Source organism: Segetibacter sp. 3557_3 (genome assembly GCF_004354985.1).
GTDB lineage: Bacteria > Bacteroidota > Bacteroidia > Chitinophagales > Chitinophagaceae > Segetibacter.
In genome coordinates this window covers 98,644-116,123 of record NZ_SMSK01000001.1, presented here as the reverse complement: position 1 = coordinate 116,123, position 17,480 = coordinate 98,644, and the positions used below count along the sequence as shown (strand labels likewise).

Annotated in this window: 17 protein-coding genes; 11 read left to right on the top strand and 6 right to left on the bottom strand. The window is 44.7% G+C overall.

The features are described 5' to 3' along the window. Nucleotides 1-25 precede the first annotated feature (25 nt). Nucleotides 26-532, top strand: coding sequence for a DinB family protein (locus EXU57_RS00470; protein WP_133266201.1), 507 nt, complete (start codon nucleotides 26-28; stop codon nucleotides 530-532). Between the two features lie 32 nt (nucleotides 533-564). On the opposite strand, the gene EXU57_RS00465 is transcribed toward EXU57_RS00470, so the two are convergent. Beyond that, nucleotides 565-990: a hypothetical protein gene (locus EXU57_RS00465; protein ID WP_133266200.1), complete on the bottom strand. Its 426-nt coding sequence runs from the start codon at nucleotides 988-990 to the stop codon at nucleotides 565-567. A 427-nt stretch (nucleotides 991-1,417) separates the two neighbouring features. After that, nucleotides 1,418-2,347 (bottom strand): manganese catalase family protein, encoded by a 930-nt coding sequence (locus EXU57_RS00460; protein WP_133266199.1) that lies wholly within the window; start codon nucleotides 2,345-2,347, stop codon nucleotides 1,418-1,420. Nucleotides 2,348-3,158: 811 nt separating this feature from the next. Between EXU57_RS00460 and EXU57_RS00455 the strand changes: the two genes are divergently transcribed. From EXU57_RS00455 to EXU57_RS00420, 8 genes are all read left to right on the top strand, one after another. Then, on the top strand, nucleotides 3,159-5,678 hold the full coding sequence (locus tag EXU57_RS00455) for a hypothetical protein (protein ID WP_133266198.1): 2,520 nt from the start codon (nucleotides 3,159-3,161) through the stop codon (nucleotides 5,676-5,678). A 302-nt stretch (nucleotides 5,679-5,980) separates the two neighbouring features. After that, complete coding sequence (locus tag EXU57_RS00450; protein ID WP_133266197.1) at nucleotides 5,981-7,096, top strand: transglutaminase domain-containing protein; 1,116 nt, start codon at nucleotides 5,981-5,983, stop codon at nucleotides 7,094-7,096. A gap of 138 nt (nucleotides 7,097-7,234) precedes the next feature. Beyond that, the gene (locus EXU57_RS00445) at nucleotides 7,235-8,065 is read left to right on the top strand and encodes a glycerophosphodiester phosphodiesterase (RefSeq protein WP_165957984.1); all 831 of its coding nucleotides are present in this window, start codon (nucleotides 7,235-7,237) and stop codon (nucleotides 8,063-8,065) included. A gap of 82 nt (nucleotides 8,066-8,147) precedes the next feature. Beyond that, entirely contained in the window at nucleotides 8,148-8,627 is a 480-nt protein-coding gene (locus tag EXU57_RS00440) for a DUF3995 domain-containing protein (protein WP_133266195.1), read from the top strand. 24 nt (nucleotides 8,628-8,651) lie between these two features. Further along, a complete protein-coding gene (locus EXU57_RS00435; protein ID WP_133266194.1) occupies nucleotides 8,652-9,785 on the top strand; it encodes an MBL fold metallo-hydrolase in 1,134 nt (377 codons plus the stop codon). A gap of 139 nt (nucleotides 9,786-9,924) precedes the next feature. Next, nucleotides 9,925-10,302, top strand: coding sequence for a glyoxalase (locus EXU57_RS00430; protein ID WP_133266193.1), 378 nt, complete (start codon nucleotides 9,925-9,927; stop codon nucleotides 10,300-10,302). Nucleotides 10,303-10,480: 178 nt separating this feature from the next. After that, nucleotides 10,481-10,816: a TfoX/Sxy family protein gene (locus tag EXU57_RS00425; RefSeq protein ID WP_133266192.1), complete on the top strand. Its 336-nt coding sequence runs from the start codon at nucleotides 10,481-10,483 to the stop codon at nucleotides 10,814-10,816. 730 nt (nucleotides 10,817-11,546) lie between these two features. Next, a complete protein-coding gene (locus tag EXU57_RS00420; RefSeq protein ID WP_133266191.1) occupies nucleotides 11,547-12,356 on the top strand; it encodes a hypothetical protein in 810 nt (269 codons plus the stop codon). 86 nt (nucleotides 12,357-12,442) lie between these two features. Here EXU57_RS00420 and EXU57_RS24920 read toward each other — a convergent pair whose 3' ends face one another. Further along, nucleotides 12,443-12,604 carry a hypothetical protein gene (locus EXU57_RS24920; protein ID WP_165957983.1) on the bottom strand — a complete coding sequence of 54 codons (162 nt, stop codon included), beginning with the start codon at nucleotides 12,602-12,604 and terminating at the stop codon, nucleotides 12,443-12,445. Between the two features lie 498 nt (nucleotides 12,605-13,102). Here EXU57_RS24920 and EXU57_RS00415 point away from each other — a divergent pair, with 498 nt between their 5' ends. Both EXU57_RS00415 and EXU57_RS00410 read left to right on the top strand, forming a co-directional pair. Beyond that, nucleotides 13,103-13,507: a hypothetical protein gene (locus EXU57_RS00415; protein WP_133266190.1), complete on the top strand. Its 405-nt coding sequence runs from the start codon at nucleotides 13,103-13,105 to the stop codon at nucleotides 13,505-13,507. 213 nt (nucleotides 13,508-13,720) lie between these two features. After that, nucleotides 13,721-14,986 (top strand): glycosyltransferase family 4 protein, encoded by a 1,266-nt coding sequence (locus tag EXU57_RS00410; protein ID WP_165957982.1) that lies wholly within the window; start codon nucleotides 13,721-13,723, stop codon nucleotides 14,984-14,986. 56 nt (nucleotides 14,987-15,042) lie between these two features. Here the strand turns inward: EXU57_RS00410 and EXU57_RS00405 are convergent, their stop codons facing one another. The 3 genes from EXU57_RS00405 to EXU57_RS00395 form a co-directional block, all read right to left on the bottom strand. Then, nucleotides 15,043-15,372, bottom strand: a complete 330-nt coding sequence (locus EXU57_RS00405; protein WP_133266188.1) for a hypothetical protein — start codon at nucleotides 15,370-15,372, stop codon at nucleotides 15,043-15,045. Nucleotides 15,373-15,581: 209 nt separating this feature from the next. Then, nucleotides 15,582-16,049, bottom strand: coding sequence for a DUF1572 domain-containing protein (locus EXU57_RS00400; RefSeq protein ID WP_133266187.1), 468 nt, complete (start codon nucleotides 16,047-16,049; stop codon nucleotides 15,582-15,584). Between the two features lie 45 nt (nucleotides 16,050-16,094). Next, nucleotides 16,095-17,123 (bottom strand): LacI family DNA-binding transcriptional regulator, encoded by a 1,029-nt coding sequence (locus tag EXU57_RS00395; RefSeq protein WP_133266186.1) that lies wholly within the window; start codon nucleotides 17,121-17,123, stop codon nucleotides 16,095-16,097. Nucleotides 17,124-17,480 lie beyond the last annotated feature (357 nt).

Sequence of the window (17,480 nt, the reverse complement as noted above, 5' to 3'; positions counted from 1 at the left end):
CTTTCGCGTCAAGCGATTACACACTATGAACAACCATTCCAATAATACCATTAAAATCTGGTCAGGATGTCTCAAAGATTATAGCCTCGAGGAGCTGTGCGTACCGCCTTCACCTGGGAGCTGGTCAATGGGGCAGCTCTATATTCACCTGGTCGAGGATACATCGTTTTACTTGCAGCAGGTAAAACGGTGTATTGGCACCAACGAAAATGCAGATAAACACACTTCCCCCAACGGCAGGTTCATTCTTGAAAATTTACGATTTCCCCTGGAGCAGGTATTGGGCTCACCAGAACATGCACTTATTCCACAACCACCAGGAAAAGCTCAATTGGTAAATCGTTTTACATCATTAGAAGCTGCATATGATTTGCTCGGTGAAGCCGTATATAGCTCGGTATTCATGGGCAAAACCGAACACCCTGGCTTTGGTTTTTTTGATGCCCGGGAATGGCTGCTGTTTGCGGACATACATTTCCGGCACCACTTAAAACAAAAATCACGGATTGATCACTATTTACTACAACGCTAATTCAATATCCCAGGGGTTAATCCATTCAGGTTTTACTTATTACCTCTTTTTCTAAAAGCGCTGTATTTACTTTTTGAAGGCTTTGTAGCCCCTGGGTTTGGAGGACCGGACCGCTTCGCTGCAGCTTTTTTTGCAACGGGTTTTCCGGAGGCATATTTCTTTGGGGCGGATTTTTTTAAGCCCGACTTTTTAGATGGGGCTCCTGCAGGCACCGCTTTTTTTGCAGAAGCTTTTGCTGGTTTTCGCCGGGACTGGTCACCCTGATCACCCTGGCCCGGTTTGACGCGTTTTTTGGCCCGCTGTTTTATATCGCGGCTGAGCGATTTACCCACGTCATCACTTTCTACAATTTGCCCTTTTTCATTACGTTTTATATAACGCTTATCCCCTCTGGGCGCGATAGTGGTGCGCTTAGCTGAAGTGCCTCCGCGCACCGGCTTGCGTATTGATTTGGCCATCGTTTTTGTTGTAAGCTATTTAATGTTGTTGACTGTTGCTGATATAATTGTTCCAACAGGAATACAGGCAAAATTTCCATGAGCAGAATGCACGCAATGGAGTGCTCAGCAATTAACACGATCAAAGTTGGCGTCAGTGTTATTAAATTATTGCCTTACTGAATACCATCTATTCTAACCGAAAATTATAACGATCTGAGGCATAAAAAAGCATTCTTTTTTTGAATCAATCTTTAAAAAAGCATTCTTTGTTCCACGCTCATTATTTGGATAACTGGCCCGCTTGTGTGATCCCGGAACAAGCTATAGAACCCCTTGCATTCTAATCCCCTGCAATCTAATTTTCAAAAACTGCTTAACCTGCTCCCAACGAAAATGCCTGGCAAAGCCAGGCATTTATCGCTACAGAGGTCGCTTAATCGTAACCTTATTTCTTTTTCTTTGGCGACAGCAGGTTTTCTTTAAAATCTGTCAGTGCATCGGCCAATTTCTGCAATTCAGGATCTAATCCCGGAGCAAATTCTTCCGGGCGCTCTGGTGCCATAGGAATAGGATAGCTTTCCCGGGGCTCTTTCATGGTAACCAGTTCTGTACCATCATTAAAAGGAGCGCTTCCGGCAAATATTTTCTCCATTTGCGAACTGTCTAACCTGAAATGATATTGTTCGCGGTGTATACCAGCATCAAGTAATGTCTTTACTTCGGGAAATTTAGAAGAGTCAAACTTCGGTATTGGCAATGCCTTACCCCAGTCTACACCAAGTGTTTCAAGTGCTTTTGCAAAAGCCGCCTGGTGCGCTTCATCCCGCACAATCAAAAAGGCAACAGTTGCCCGTAATGTTTTATTCTCAGACATCTGGTAGATCCGGCATTTCTGTAAACGACCAGTAGCCTCAAGTACCAGGTTATCCATCAAATCAAGTACAAGGTTGCCATGGCTGTGTACATATGAGCCTACCCACGGGTTTCCTGCTGCGTCAACCGGCAATGCTCCTTGTGCACCAACAATAAAGTGATGTGGGTTTTGTTGCTCTTTCGCCATTCCCATTGTTGCTTCGCCACCCTTACCCGGTGTTTCGAACTTCTTTCCATGATATTCAGGTGCACCATCAAGCAACTGCGCAATTGTTTTTGAGATCAACTCCACGTGGCTGATCTCTTCAATTCCAACACCCTGTATTAAATCAAGGTAAGGAACTGCATTGCCCCTGAAGTTGAAACTCTGAAAAAGATATTGCATCATGGTGCGCATTTCACCAAACTGACCTCCGAGGCCTTCCTGTAATGCATTTGCTGCGGACGGATCTGGCTCATCGGCAACAATGGGATTGATTAGTGATTGGACGTGATAAAACATACTATTGAAGATTAATGATTAGCCCATATAGGATAAATTATCATGCCAGCAGCAGCTTAAAACATTGATATGAAATAAAATAGTAATAGGCTAAAATGATGTAGCACCTACGGTACAATATTTAGTTACTACCACAGGATTTTGACTCGCCTGCTTTGATCTGAAGCCTTTGGTTGAGTCCAATGCAACATACCAACGCAGTGCGAACCAAGCTGCTAAATTAAATGGGAACAAACCCGGCATCGTTCAAAGGAATACCTGCATCTATCATTGTATGCCGTTACCGCGCCGACAATAGTGAATACTATTTCCAACGAAATCTGTGGCAAAATCCATAAATATGCTAAAGCTGGATTCAATGTCGTTTAGGTAAGCAATCTTTTGGGAACCAAGCCCCGGTTCTTCAATTGTAGATCGTTGCGCTGTGCCCCCAATTAATCGGTAAGTCGCGCTCCCGTCCGAACGACTTTAGCCCTGCGGGGGCTTGTAATGTTTACCATTACTCGGCAAATAAAACCAGCAAAGGGCTTAACTAAACGACATCGATTTCTGATTGTACACCCGGTGCGACGGCAGATCGCCGTAGGCGGGATAGCGTAATCCGCGACACCAACAATTTACCAAAGCCGGTGTCTACGTTGGAGAAGCAATCCCCGGACGAAAACTTATTACAACAACCTAGTTAGAAAAACTTTTATGCGTCGACCACTACTGGTGCTTATTACCCTAATTTCATTGCTACGATTTATACTCCACAATAGAGCCAGGTAAACCTTTATTGCAATGGATCAACACCTTACAATCATCAACTATGCACAAGGCGCTACTTGCCACGATTTCCTCTTTATTCGTATTTTTTTCAACAGCTCAGCAAAGCACATATAAAGCGCTTGACCCCAAACACCCCATTCAGTTTAAAGGCAAGTACATCGTTTATCAAAAAGATACCATCTCCTTAGGACCGCGGGCGCTATTTGTTGATGGTCAATTGTCGGATACTGAGATTGCCGGGCAACCTTTTGTATATAATTCAGCAACGAAGGCTCTTGATCATCTCCAGGATGGTACCGAACAGCAACCAATGGTACTTTATATCGCGCCATATGTTTATTGGATCGACAATCCCGATGACTCCGCAATCCGGGTTGCAGCTGATGGGGGATCACCTTACGGTAAGATTGTGAAATGTGAATGGCTGAAGTTTCATGGTCTCACCAACAATCCGGAAAACGTAGTACTCGCCTGCAATCGCGGGCAAACAATAGGCGCACAGGGAAACTTTACCATGTTCCGGTTTATCGGGCAGGGTACGGGGTCTGAAAACATCACATTCGGCAACTACTGTAATATTGATCTTGTTTTTCCTCTACTCCCCCGGCTAAACCGGCCTAAGCGGGCATCCGCAATTGTGCAGGCACAACTAATCCATTGCAACGGCGACAAAATTGTTGCCCGTAATACAAGGTTTGTCAGCCGGCTAAACTTGTGCCCCTTCACCGGTGGCAAACGGGTGCTGTTCGACCGTTGTCATTTTGAGTCAACAGATGATGCCTTGTGCGGCACCGGGGTTTACCTAGATTGTTCGCTCGACGTTTATGGTTCGAAACCTTTTTACAGCACGAGCGGCACCGGAGCGGTTTTCTTAAACTGCATGATCAATTCGTTTGTACGGGATGAACAATTCTTTACAAAAGCTAACGGGAAGGTAGCAGTTGTTGATACCCGTTTCAAAACCTTACCGGGCACATATCTCGGATGGAGAGATGTACTACCTTTAGAAACGCGCAATTATCAATACAATATTGTACAAAATGGCAAGGGTGCCGTAATTGGCAAGAATAACCCATCATCAACCATAGACATGACCGGAAGAGGTGTTCTTGCGGCTTACCGGCTTCTGCATGATGGAAAAATTGTTTACAACACTTATAACCTGTTAGCCGGAGATGATGACTGGGATCCGATGAGGGTTAAACAACTGGTGATTGAAGCAGAAAAAGAAATTAACAAAAAACTCACCAATTTACCCGTGCAAATGTTGGTTTTCTCTACATCGGCAACTATCGAAACTGGTAAGGATACCGCCGTGTTAACGGCAAAACGGATGCGCTTTGGCAATTTCGCTTATTCGGGCGAACCGGTGCAATGGAAGGTCGCTAACGAATACAAGAACCTGGTCAGACTGGAAGTAAGCGAAGGCGGGTTGAGCTGTAAAGTTATTCCTGCAAACAACAATGATGAAAAACGGAAAGTAGTAGTGGTAGCATCAGATGCTTCAGGCCTTGAAGCAGCAAGTTTGCTTACTGTTTCACCTGCAATCCTGGCGCCCCCGGCTTTTGCCTCCCAGCCGAAAATCAACCCATCTGTAAATGGCAAACTCCGGCTCGACTACCAACTTGACGCACTATACAAAGACGAGTCAATAGTTACATGGTACCGTAGTAGTGACGCAATGGGTAATGATGCCATTGAAGTTGCCGTTTCAAGGTTTGACAAGCCTTTTGTCGATTATACTTTAACTACCGGGGATATTGGCTATTACTTGATGGCAGAAGTGGCGCCGAAACATATCCGATCTGGTGCCGGCAAGTCCGTGCGTTTTGTACTGCCCGAAAGAATTGTTGCCGCTGATGTAAGGACCAATGCCAAAGTGTTGTCCACTGATTTCAGTAATACATCAACCCGCAACCAGCCAAAAGTGCTCCCGGGCTTTTGGACGTGGGAACAACTTCAGTCTTCATCTAACGAAACCGGGAATACCGGCCCAGCCCGCGACGCCTGGTATTATGGCGAAGGCGTTGACGGCGCAGCAAATCTTACCGGCTTGTTACAAGGTAGAAGTGCTGCAATGCGCTATACCCCCGTGGGAGAAAACTTTTCCGATATGGAACTTACCATGACCGTAGCGCCTTTTAAAGCCGCAGGCCAGGGATTTAGTGTTGCACATCTCTATATGGATGTACTTTTAAAACTGGACACCCGTACGATGACAGGCTATGGGCTACGGTTTATAAGGACAACGAAACACCACGACGCCGTTGATTGCATTCTGGTGAAATATGAAGACGGGAAAGCCATAATGATCAGCGAACCTGTAACTACAACAAGCTACAAAACCCCGTGTACGATTAAACTTAACGTAAGCGGCAATAAGCTGTCGGCACATGTTACCACCCTGGCGCGCAGGGATCCTGGACCAGCCAGGGCAAACATGGTTCACGAGGTAATAATGGAGGGCACAATCGTTCCCGGGAAATACGGCGGAATAGGAATACAGTATAATGGTGGCTCACCCACGCTGATTAAAACTTTAAAGGTGAGATGGAACTAAGGTATGACTTGCCTTAAGCTCCCTAGTATACGCTTGATTGTAAATGCAAATGCGATTGGAACGGGGTAATATGCTGCGCCTTTTAAACCTTCGTGGGCATAGAGGCAAATGGAAGTGGGTATAAGCAGCGCTAAAAATTAAGCAATAATTAGGACATGCAGGGGTTTCAGCATGCTGATTGAATGTAAGTTTAAACAGAATTTCAGGGCTGTTATAACATCTTGCATTATCAACAATTCGGGATGCTATAACGTAAGGAGCCGAAACATTTCCAGGAAATTATATACGGGACCAGGATTGATATGAAAAAAATTTTAGTGACCGTACTCGTTGTTCTTCTGTTCGGGTACACGAGTTATAGCCAGGGAGTCTCAGCAGCCGATCGTGTAGCGTTGAGTATTCCGAAAAAAGATACTTATTCAACTGAGGGTATCAGTAATTATGTGAAGTCGCATTTTACGTCAGACTCTGACCGGGTACGTGCCCTTTTTGTTTGGGTAGCAAACAATATCGTGTATGATGTAGAAAGGCTGCGCACACGTAGTCCGTTGGAGAAAATACCCCTAACCGATGTGCTGAAGTCACGAAGAGCTGTTTGCCAGGGTTATGCGGAGTTATTGGTTGAACTGTTCAGGACTTGTAATATCAAAGGGGTCCTGGTTCCCGGGTATACAAAGGTGCAGGATGGCACCATTGCAGATTTATCGCATGCATGGGTTGCTGCTCAACTTAACGACAAATGGTATCTTTTTGACCCGACATGGTCATCGGGCATGGTTAAGGATCTGCAGTTTACAAAACGTTTTACCAACCGCTTTTACAAAGTTGCACCAGAGGAGATGATTAAGGATCATATGCCCTTTGATCCCATGTATCAATTCCTGAACTATCCTGTTTTGTATGACGAATTTAATTCCGGCAATGCCGAAATTAAAACGTCGAAACCGTTCTTTAATTATACTGACACCATTACGCATTTCAATTCACTGGACACGCTGAACCAATTTATCAGTGCAGCACGCCGGATAAATAACAACGGTGAAAAGAAGCCAATCGTTAATGAGATGCTCACCGTGCTGACCAAAAACCAACGCGCAGGCGAGTCTAAATTGGGTTATACTGGTGCAGTCAGCGAGTTTAAACAAGCTACCGACATCTTTAATAAATACATTGCCCACAAAAACCAGCGATTTACGTCGGTTCGGGATGATCTGGAGATCCGCGGTATGATGGACAGTGTTCTGCGACACATCCAAAACGCTTATGCAATGTTATCAACTGTGCTGGCAAACACCGATGAACAAAAAAGGTTGCTGACCGATATTAATGCCGCATTGTTCAGGTTCAATAGCCGGGTGAATGATGAAAATAGTTTTTTGAAAAAATATTTGCAAACCGACAGGTCTGTTCGGAACTAAAAAGACAGTTTCTACCAGCGATGTTGTTGGTAGTAAAGCACGTTGGTTGCGGCAACTACAGGGTTGATTAATCGCCGGAAGATGCTACTTTGTGCGTCGTTAATGTTGTTTAACATTACTGATTTTCAGAAAAATATTATGAGAATTCTCCTCACCTACTTTGTATTGTTTGTGTGCATACCGCTTGCCTCGATGTCGCAGGTTAACCGCAATACCCCAGCCGCAATGGTACCCGGGGTTACTGCTCACAGGGGATACTCAATGGCATATCCCGAAAATACGCTAAAGGCATTCCAGGCAGGTATTGATGCGCGCGCTGATTGGGTTGAACTGGATATTCATAAAAGTAAAGACGGGCAAATTGTGGTAAGCCATGACAAAAACACCAAACGCGCAAGTGAAATTGACCTTGAGATTGCCAATACCACCTATGCTGAGCTTTTGAAGGTGGATGTTGCAACTGAGTTTAGGAATAAAAACAAGCTCACCATACAAGAATGTCCACCAGAGCGTATGCCACTGTTGTCTGAAGCTTTGAAATTGATGTTAAGGCAAAGCAAAGTACGGTTGTCCATCCAGCCGAAAATGGATTGCGTAGCAGAAGCCATTGCCATTGTTAGAAAATTGAATGCGGAAAAAATCGTTGGCTTCAATGATGCAAGCCTGCCTTTAATGTCGAAAGTAAAAACACTGGCACCATCGATCCCTGTTTTTTGGGACCGTCCTGCAACAGCAGACATCGATGCCGACATAACGATTGCGAAGGAAAGAGGTTTTGAAAGGATGGTACTGCACTTCTCAACCATTACAACTGAAAAAATCAACAAGATAAAGTCAGCAGGTATTCAGGTGGGCGCATGGACGGTTGATGACCCAAAGATGATGGGCCAATTATTAAGAATGGGGATTGAAAGAATATACACGAATGATCCCAAACTGCTGATCAAGGTGAAGAACGAGGGGATCTGACAACGATCCGAATTCCTACCAGGTAATCAGCCTGCCTTGACGATTTTGATGGTTGTTTTCAACTTCACCGAAACTGCTATTCATGAACAACAATCAACTAAACCGCCGCATTTTCATACCCGTAATAATCAACACGGCAATATTTGCATTACTTTCCCTTTTGCATTTCTACTGGGCATTTGGAGGCACATTTTGGTATGACGAGGTTTTACCTACAAACTCCAGTGGTTCAAAAAAGTTAAACCCCGGGATGACCACAGGGATTATTGTGGCCAGTGGCCTGGCAGTACTGGCCTTTATCAGTGTTGGCAACTTAGGCTGGTTTCATAAACACATAAAGACAAAGTACTTTCAGTACGGAGCTTTGATCATTGCCGGTATCTTTATCCTGAGGGCAATTGGAGACTTCAGGTTTTTTGGATTTTTCAAAACAATAAAAGTCACAAAGTTTGCAGTAAATGATACCCTGTTCTTTTCACCATTGTGTGTATTTATTGCTGTAATCAGTCTTAATATATTTTTCTTAGCCCGAAATGATGAAAGCGGTAAAAAGGGCCGCTAAATTATCGGCTTTGGTTTAATCATTATGCCTCGTAAAATCTCCAGCATATTAAAAAGAACGGTAGTCGTAATCCTGATCATTGCAATGGTGCTAACGATCGTTACGGTTGCTTATATGCAAAAAGCTACGTTCGGGAAAGCTCCTGAAGGAGCAAGATTGGCAACCATCCAAAAATCGCCCCGTTATAAAGAGGGGAAATTTCAAAACCTGAGTATAACACCGGAGTTAACGGAAGGCTATTCAATGGCCGGCGTGACGTATACCCAACTGTTCCGCAAAGCTCCGAGGCGTACCCCCATCGATCGCATTCCTTCCATCAAAACCAACCTGCTTAGTTTGCCAGCGGATACAAATGTTTTAGTATGGTTTGGGCATTCCTCCTATTTTATCCAGCTTGATGGTAAACGGATTTTAGTGGATCCTGTATTTAGCGGCAATGCATCCCCGGTACCCGGAACAGTCAATGCATTTGATGGCACAGACATCTATACCGCTGCTGAACTTCCGCCTATTGATTACCTTTTTTTATCACATGACCATTATGATCATGTTGACCATGAAACGCTGCTGGCGTTGAAAAGCAAAGTAAAAAAGGTGATATGTGGCCTTGGCGTCGGTGCCCACTTTGAGTATTGGGGTTACCCTGCCGAAAGCATCATTGAAAAAGACTGGTACGAGCAGATTGAACTTGGCGATGGCTTTACTGCCGTTAGTACCCCTGCACGACACTTTTCGGGTAGAACCTTTGCGAGAAATACTACACTGTGGATGTCGTATGTTTTACAGAGTCCTACTATGAAAATCTATATTGGCGGCGACAGTGGCTATGATACACACTTTGCAGATATTGGTAATCGCTATGGCCCGATAGACCTGGCCATCATCGACAATGGTCAATATGACTCAGCATGGAGGTATGTGCATACCCTTCCGGGTGAGGTTTTGATGGCAGCTCGCGACCTTAAGGCCCGCAGGCTTTTTCCCGTGCACTCGTCGAAGTTTGTACTTGCTAATCACCCCTGGGACGAACCACTCGTTGAGATCAGCAAACTAAATGAAGCCTACCATTTTCCACTGGTAACCCCAATGATAGGAGAAGTGGTTCAATTGAATAACATTAAGCAGGTATTTAAACAATGGTGGGTTGGTATAAAGTAAGCAGCAAGTAGTTTTCCCGGTAGTAAGAACAACTTCCGACAATGCGTTGAACAGGTTAACGAAAGCCCGGAAGCGTATACCGTTATGCGAATAGTAGCATGGACTTCAATAGAAACAATAACCAATACAACTAATTTCAATGCCCCAAAAACCCCGTTCAATCCGCGCATTTATTGGAGCAAAAAACTTCGGGCTCTCCAGGGCCTTTTACCAGGAACTTGGTTTCGTGGAGAATAGCATATCCCATGTTATGTCGTACTTCAGCATGGGAGAACTGGGCTTTTACTTACAGGATGCATATGTGCGGGACTGGATTGATAACACAATGTTGTTTTTAGAAGTAGAAGATGTTGAGGCATATTACATCGAACTGTTGACGTTAAACCTGCCGGCTAAATATGAGGGATCAAAACTTACACCCATTCGATATGAAAACTGGGGGAAAGAGTGTTTCTTACATGATCCATCGGGAGTTCTCTGGCACTTTGGACAATTTAACCCGCGGCCAGAACTATAATCAAAAAATGGCTGCGCCTGACTTAGTAAATAATTTACAGAATATTTGAATATACATTCAATAGCGTATTTTCAAAGTAGACAAAATCATAAGGGGTGGCACTACTACCCTGCCCGGATTAAGCCAGGCTCTATACTCGCGGAAACTGCCGATTTTATCGTGGAAACAAAATTATATTATGGCATATAACGAACCATTTGCCCAACGGGTTAGACAGGCACTCTCCCCGTTGCCAGACGTGGAAGAAAAAAGGATGTTTGGCGGACTTGCATTTATGGTCGACAAGAAGATGTGCGTTACCGTTGGCGCCGATCGAATGATGTTTCGAATAAATCCTGTACTCCACGAAGAAGCAGTTTCAAAGCCGGGTTGCAGTACCGTAAGCATGGGTGGGCGCCAATATAAAGGGTACGTACATGTTGCAACCACCAACCTTGCCAACGAAGATGATTTCGCCTATTGGTTACGACTCGCACTTGACTACAACAAAATTGCCAAAGCGTCCAGAAAATAATTCTATGCCCTCAAAGTAAAACCGGCATGCTATCCTATCGTAATCTTGTTACACAGCAGTGTAAAGTTGAAACCGAACACGGATTAGCATTTGCATCTTCTGCACGCGCTTCGTTTATCAAAATGCCAATAGTACCTGGTGCCGCTGTTTAATCCTGACATTGAATTAGTACCCGCTTACGAACTTTAAGTTGTGACACTAGCCGCCGGGCTGCGCTAGTTCGGCTGGCGGTGTGGTGGAGCACGAGGCCGCAATCAGTTAATGTTTTGCCGGTTCGTAGATATGACCTACTATAGTAAATGCAGCCACAATGGAATTACTATTCACGGTAAGATTTGCATTGTATTGTTATGTTGGCCGCTGTAAGTACTACCGTATACGCTGTGCGACGCAACGGCTGCTCAACCGGAGCTACCGTAGCCAGGTCCATAAAAAAACATGTTGTTGAGGCGGCACACTAACATAAGTGTCGCCTATGATCCAGGCTTAGCTGATATTGACTTTTATAAGTCGGCTATGTTTGACCCCGGGTAGTAATTATATACAAATTTCAGCGCTCGCCTATGCAACCGCATACGCGTTAGCATCTTACAACGAGATCTTCCTGTAGCAAGTTGGGGTAGTACGCACGATAGCGCCTGGTTAAAGGCACCAGTTTATATTTGGATCGCCCGCAGCCATCGTATTGCGGCAGAAAACAGCATCTTCGTGGAAATCTTAACCACCGCCGGTGAAAACAATATTATACCTGACAGACCTGTACTATGAAGCAAAGGGCCGCAACTATTACGAAGAGGACTTATATATCACTTCGAAGCTAATGGCGCATTTTAGTGTAATGATCTGTCATCCGATACAGGCTATCTCCTTTTTGGACCGCGCCGACATTGTTGTCTTCAGAAACACGGGTCCGGTGATCTATTACAAAGAAAACTTCAACGCGTTTTTGGATGCCGTGGAACGGACGGGCGTGCTGACCTTCAACTCTTTTGACGGTAAAGCCGACATCCGGGGCAAACAATACCTGCCTGATCTGTGGAACGCCGGGTACCCGGTTATTCCAACCGTTGACACGATAAACGATATTGACAAGCTGGGAAAGCCCGAAAGATACGTTGTTAAGCTACTGGACGGAGCTGATTCCATTGGTATGGAGATACTCACAAAATCGGAACTGTCGACTGTACTGCCCGGGGGAAAGCTCATCCAACCCCTATTGGATTTTGAATACGAGGTGTCCTTTTACTACATGAACGAGTCGTTTCAGTATGCATTGTATGCGCCGGATGTAGCCAGGCGATGGGAGCTCAGGCTATACGACGCCAGCGCCGACGATCTCGAATTCGCAAATAAGTTCATACGATGGAACACCTTGAAACGCGGCATATCGCGTGTTGATGCCTGTCGAATGCCGGATGGACGACTGCTGCTGGTTGAATTGGAAGACTTAAATCCGTACCTGTCGGTGGGCTTGCTTTCCGAGGAAATACGCAATCGCTTTATAGATGACCTGGTTATAGCCCTGGAAACTGCCGGTTGAGTCAGCTGCAGACGCATGGATTTCCTGGTGCTGTTAAGGCGGGTGATTGAAACTGACACTGACCTACGGTGCGGCCTGCACTACGCTTACCGCGGGCCACAGTAGGTAAATGTATCGGTTGCCACCCGGTCGCCACTCCAGCCATACTTCACATAAAAGCTTTCAGTGGCAGGATCGTACCGGCTATCGTAAGTTGGGTACTGCACGAAAACGTGGATAAATACCTGTTTGTATTGCGACTGCCCCATAATGTTTAGCAATGGAAACAACGAAGCTGGTGTCGTCCATAGTTGAATAAGATCATCGTGCCATTTCTATACACCTAACCTCGGAAATATCGCTGGGCATTTGCAATTACGCACATAGAACAGATAAATTTAAGCAGGCAAACAAACTTTAATATATTGCACGCGTTGAAATCGGTGTGGTTCATATGAATCAATATTCTTTCGAAAATCTACTGCCTGTGATTACAGGGACGATATAAACCTCCCTGTGTACGCTTAAGTACAACAGTCGTTGGTGAACAGGTCGGCAGCCTATGGCTGAACGTAAAGTTGCCTGTTCAGCGCCAAACAACATAACAAGCCATTTTACGTTTTGTAAACTGCCTGGCCGGAGTCAACGGCGGGGGATTAATGCCAAACACGAGGCAACGTCGGGTTAACTTTAGGTGATCAAAGTATAACCAGGCTGAAACCAATTTCCAGTTGAAAAAGCAACTAAGTAGCTTATACTTATGAAACATGATCGAGAAAGTTGTATGTAATCAAAAAATCTTTGCCATTATCATCCGGGCTGAATTCAGGTCGGACGGTATAGAATTTTTTACACCGGGAGAATTTTCGCAACAGCTCGCTTATATGAACAGGCCTAAAGGCTATGTGGTTGAGCCCCATATTCACGTGCACACCGACCGGAAGGTTAACCTTACACAGGAGGTGTTGATTGTTAAGTCTGGCAAAGTGCGGGTTGACTTCTTCAACGATAACCAGGCTTTTCTCGAAAGCGTGGTAATCAGTAAAGGCGACGTAATATTACTTGCATGCGGCGGTCATGGTTTTGAGTTTCTTGAGCCTACAGAAATGATCGAAGTTAAACAAGGACCGTATACGGATCAAAACGACAAAGTACAATTCCCGGTAACCTAGGTATTAAACTATGCGCTTTCAGCTAAACTATTGTTTATTTTCGGCCGATAATAGCACAAAGCGTTATGAGGACAACGTTCAACGCAGATGTTGAAGGCACCCTATCGAGGGCCAATTTGGTTAAGCCAGTCATAGCTATTTCGCAGCCGGCCAACGGCTTCATAAAAAACATCACCTATCCAATAGGTATATTTGCTGACCACATACATGTCGATGGATAAGTTAAGAATCGGAATTATCGTTGATCACAATGCTGTACCAACAGAAGGTGGTGGATATACTTATTATCAAACATTATTACACACGATAAACCATTACGATTTCTACCCCGAGATCGAAATAATCAATATTGTTTTCTCCAAGAAAGCCAAAGAGAGTCTCCCCAACCTTAAGCAAACGATATTAATCAAAAAAGATTTCGCACCGGCCGTTATGTATACCGCGTTCGACGTGTTATACCGGGTGTGGTACCGAACAGTAAGAAAAGCCTATGTTTCGCTGGGTGATTCCATTATGAACGTGATGGACGGCATACGGAACAAGTGTATCATTAATGTGCTTAAAAAGGAAAATATCGACATGGTCTATTACCTTAGACCAGTAAGTAACATTATTGATTATCCTGCGATCATCACCCATTGGGACGTCGGTCATAAATCGATGTACCCATTTCCTGAAGTGGCCGACAAGGCAAATTTCAAAAAGCGGGAGACCTACTACATCAGCATGGTCAATAAGGCATTTTTGATCCTGTGCGAGTCTCAGGCGGGGATTGAAGAACTATTGAACTACTACCCCATCAATCCCGAAAAGGTTAAAATGCTACCCTTGTTTAGCGGGGAAGTGGTAAAGCAGGAAGTCTCAGAAACGGAACAACAGGCAATCTTATCGCAGATTGGTTTGGTAAAGGGCAGTTTTTTCTTGTATCCTGCGCAGTTTTGGGCACACAAAAATCACTACAACCTCGTTAAAGCGTTTTTTGCATTAACCCGCGAACCTGGTGGCGAGCAACTGAAGTTGGTATTGTGTGGTTCCGACAAAGGCAACCTCAGGTATATCAAAAAACTGGTCGAGAGCCTGGGACTGACCTCCAGGGTGCTGTTTCCCGGATTTATCAGCTACAAAGCGCTCTACTCGTTATACAAAAATGCGGTGGCTATGATTATGCCCACCTTTTTAGGACCTACTAATATTCCATTAATAGAAGCTGCAAAGTTGGGCTGTCCGGTGCTTTGTACGGCGCTAAAGGGTCATAAAGAGATAATGGGCAATGCTGCACTGTATTTCAATCCTTCCGAGGTTGAGTCGATTAAGGCTGCAATGCAGCAAGTGCTGCAGGAACAGTGCAGGCAGGAGCTGGTAGCCGCGGGCTACGAACGAATGCGTGTGTCTTTCTTTGACGTTGAAAAAAGTGTCGGCTTCCTGCAAAAACTCCTGCTTCAAATAAAACCCATCCGAAAAGCATGGGGGATCGAATAATCAACCCCATTCTTTATTGCAGATACGATATTAAATGGAACAATCTTGTATCCTGCTTATAACATCGACAGCAGGGATCTCCTGTTTATTGCTTCGAACGCTGTTGACTCAGCTGTTTTGTGGCCCTCAGCTAAAGCTTGCCTGATTTGTTTTAAAGTTTCCCAACGAAGGTTTAGAAAGGTTGTGCTAAAGTCAAATAGTTGACTGCGCAATGCCCGAAAGGTAGCCAGGTACACTTTAACCATGATCTGCTGAGCCAACTCCGGGCTGAAGTTCGCCGATAATACCAACCTGTATATTGCCGGGGAATATTTGTCATAGAGCTCCGATAACTTGCTTACCGCCTGGATATCGGCATCGGTGAGCTCATACAAACAATCGGTCATGGTAGCAAAAGTTTCTGGTACTTAAAATACTGAAGTGCAAGTAAAGACGTATAATCACGCCGATTTGTTGCAGTGTGAGGAAGGGATCGTGGAGCCACATGGTCCTTGTTCGCTGTGAAAAGCAGGAAGGTTTAAGACGTTAGAGAGGGCTTCAGAATGAGGCGAGTCCTGCTCGAAAGCAGAGAGGGATAGCTTACCGGGTTTTCTTATTATTGCTCAGCCAATAACTTCTTTATTAGTACAATCTGTCCTAAATGGTAGTGGGTATGCTGGATTACACCATTAAGGTTCCTGTAGTAATTACCGTATGCTTCGTTTACAAAAGTGTTCCATAATTGATCATCCGGCAGCGCTGCTGTTAAGGTAGCCAGCTCCTCCACGTCGAGCCAGACTTTGTTAAGAAAACCGTCCCAATCTTCCTGGCTATAGATAGCGGGATGATCAAAACTATACTTGTCGTGGGCGTCCAGCGGATTACCCTTTAATACCTGGAGGTTTGCAGCTACATAATAATAGCTGTGGTATACAAGAGCAGCAATCGTGTTAAACGAATGTACTTTGGTAGTTGCATCTACCCAGCTTATGCCAGCAACATGTTGTTGCAGGTTTGATGCTGTCCAGTTTTTCCCGAAAAACACTTCCCTGAGTTGCCCGGATATTTGCTCTGTTATGGTCATTGGCATTATTTGTAGCGATGTTCCTTTCCGCTGCAGGCATTTGACTCACTTTTTTCTCAATGTAGAATCCCTGATCACCAACTCGGCATTAAGCACTACCGTGCTGGTAAAAGAAATTTCGTTTTTTCCGGTAAGGTGGCCGATTAACATCCGTGCAGCAACCTTGCCCATATTAAACCCAGAATAGTTTACCGTTGTAAGATTTGGTTCTATGATCGTACTTACCATGTCGTTATTAAACCCGGCCACGGCGATATCATCCGGGATCTTCCACCCACCTTCTTTAAATGCCTGGATGCAAATTGCCGCTGCTAAATCTCCTGTAGTAAAAAGCCCGTCGGGCCGTTGTTTCATCTGCATCATCTGTTTTGCCGCTGCTACACAGGAGTCTTTTTGAAGATCGTTGATAAAAATCAGCTTTTCGTCAACTTTGATTTTGTTGTCCCTTAACGCAGCAACATAGCCCTTGTAGCGCTGGTCGTACACGTTGCGCGACCTGCTACCCGTAACGTGCGCTATTCTTTTGCAACCCTGGTCAACCAGGTGTTGGGTGACCGCGTAAGCGGCCTTATAATTATCTATGATGATTTTTGTGCCGCCCTTATTTTCTTCTACCCGGTCAAAAAATATCACCGGTATTTTTTTATCGGTAAAAGCGTCGAAGTGGGAAATATCTGGAGTGTCAAACGCAAGCGAGGCAATAAGTCCGTCAACCCGCTTGTTAAACAGGTTCTGAACATTTGCAATCTCTTTTGAACCCGACTCCGCACTATGTGTAATAAGGATGTCGTATTTGGCCTCGGCGGTAACGGCTTCTATACCTGCAAGCACCGATAGCATAAATGAACTGTTGAGTTCATGCATAAGCACCCCAATGGTATGCGTTTTATTCCGTCGAAGGTTACTTGCGAAACTGTTGTACCGGTAGCCAAGTTCTTTTGCTTTGTCGAGAATTCTTTTGCGTGTTTTTTCTTTTACGGCTTCATTACCCTGTAGTCCCCGGCTCACCGTTGCAGTAGATATTTTCAGTGCCCGCGCTATATCGTATATGGTAGCTTCTTTTGCCGGTGTCATAGATGGTAGGTTATCAGAAACGTGCAAAGTAACACGGTTTGTAATACGAAAGTTATCACTTTGTGCGAAAAGTAGCTAACCCCTTCCGCTTGGTATTAAGGTAACCCATGTGGTTTAATCAGTAATCTGCTGAGCGTTATGATAAGCACAACAGAGTGATGTTTGACCCAAACTGGATGCCTCGTAATTATATAAATCGATAGAATAGCACAACGACTCATGTTCCGAAAAAATGATCCGAATAGAAAGAGGCTGCCTCAGATTGTTGAGACAGCCTCTTTGTCGGCAATAAGTTCTTCCGGCGAAATACGCCGGGCATTTCCCGTTGATGAGCATGCTGCCTGAAGCATTTTTGCT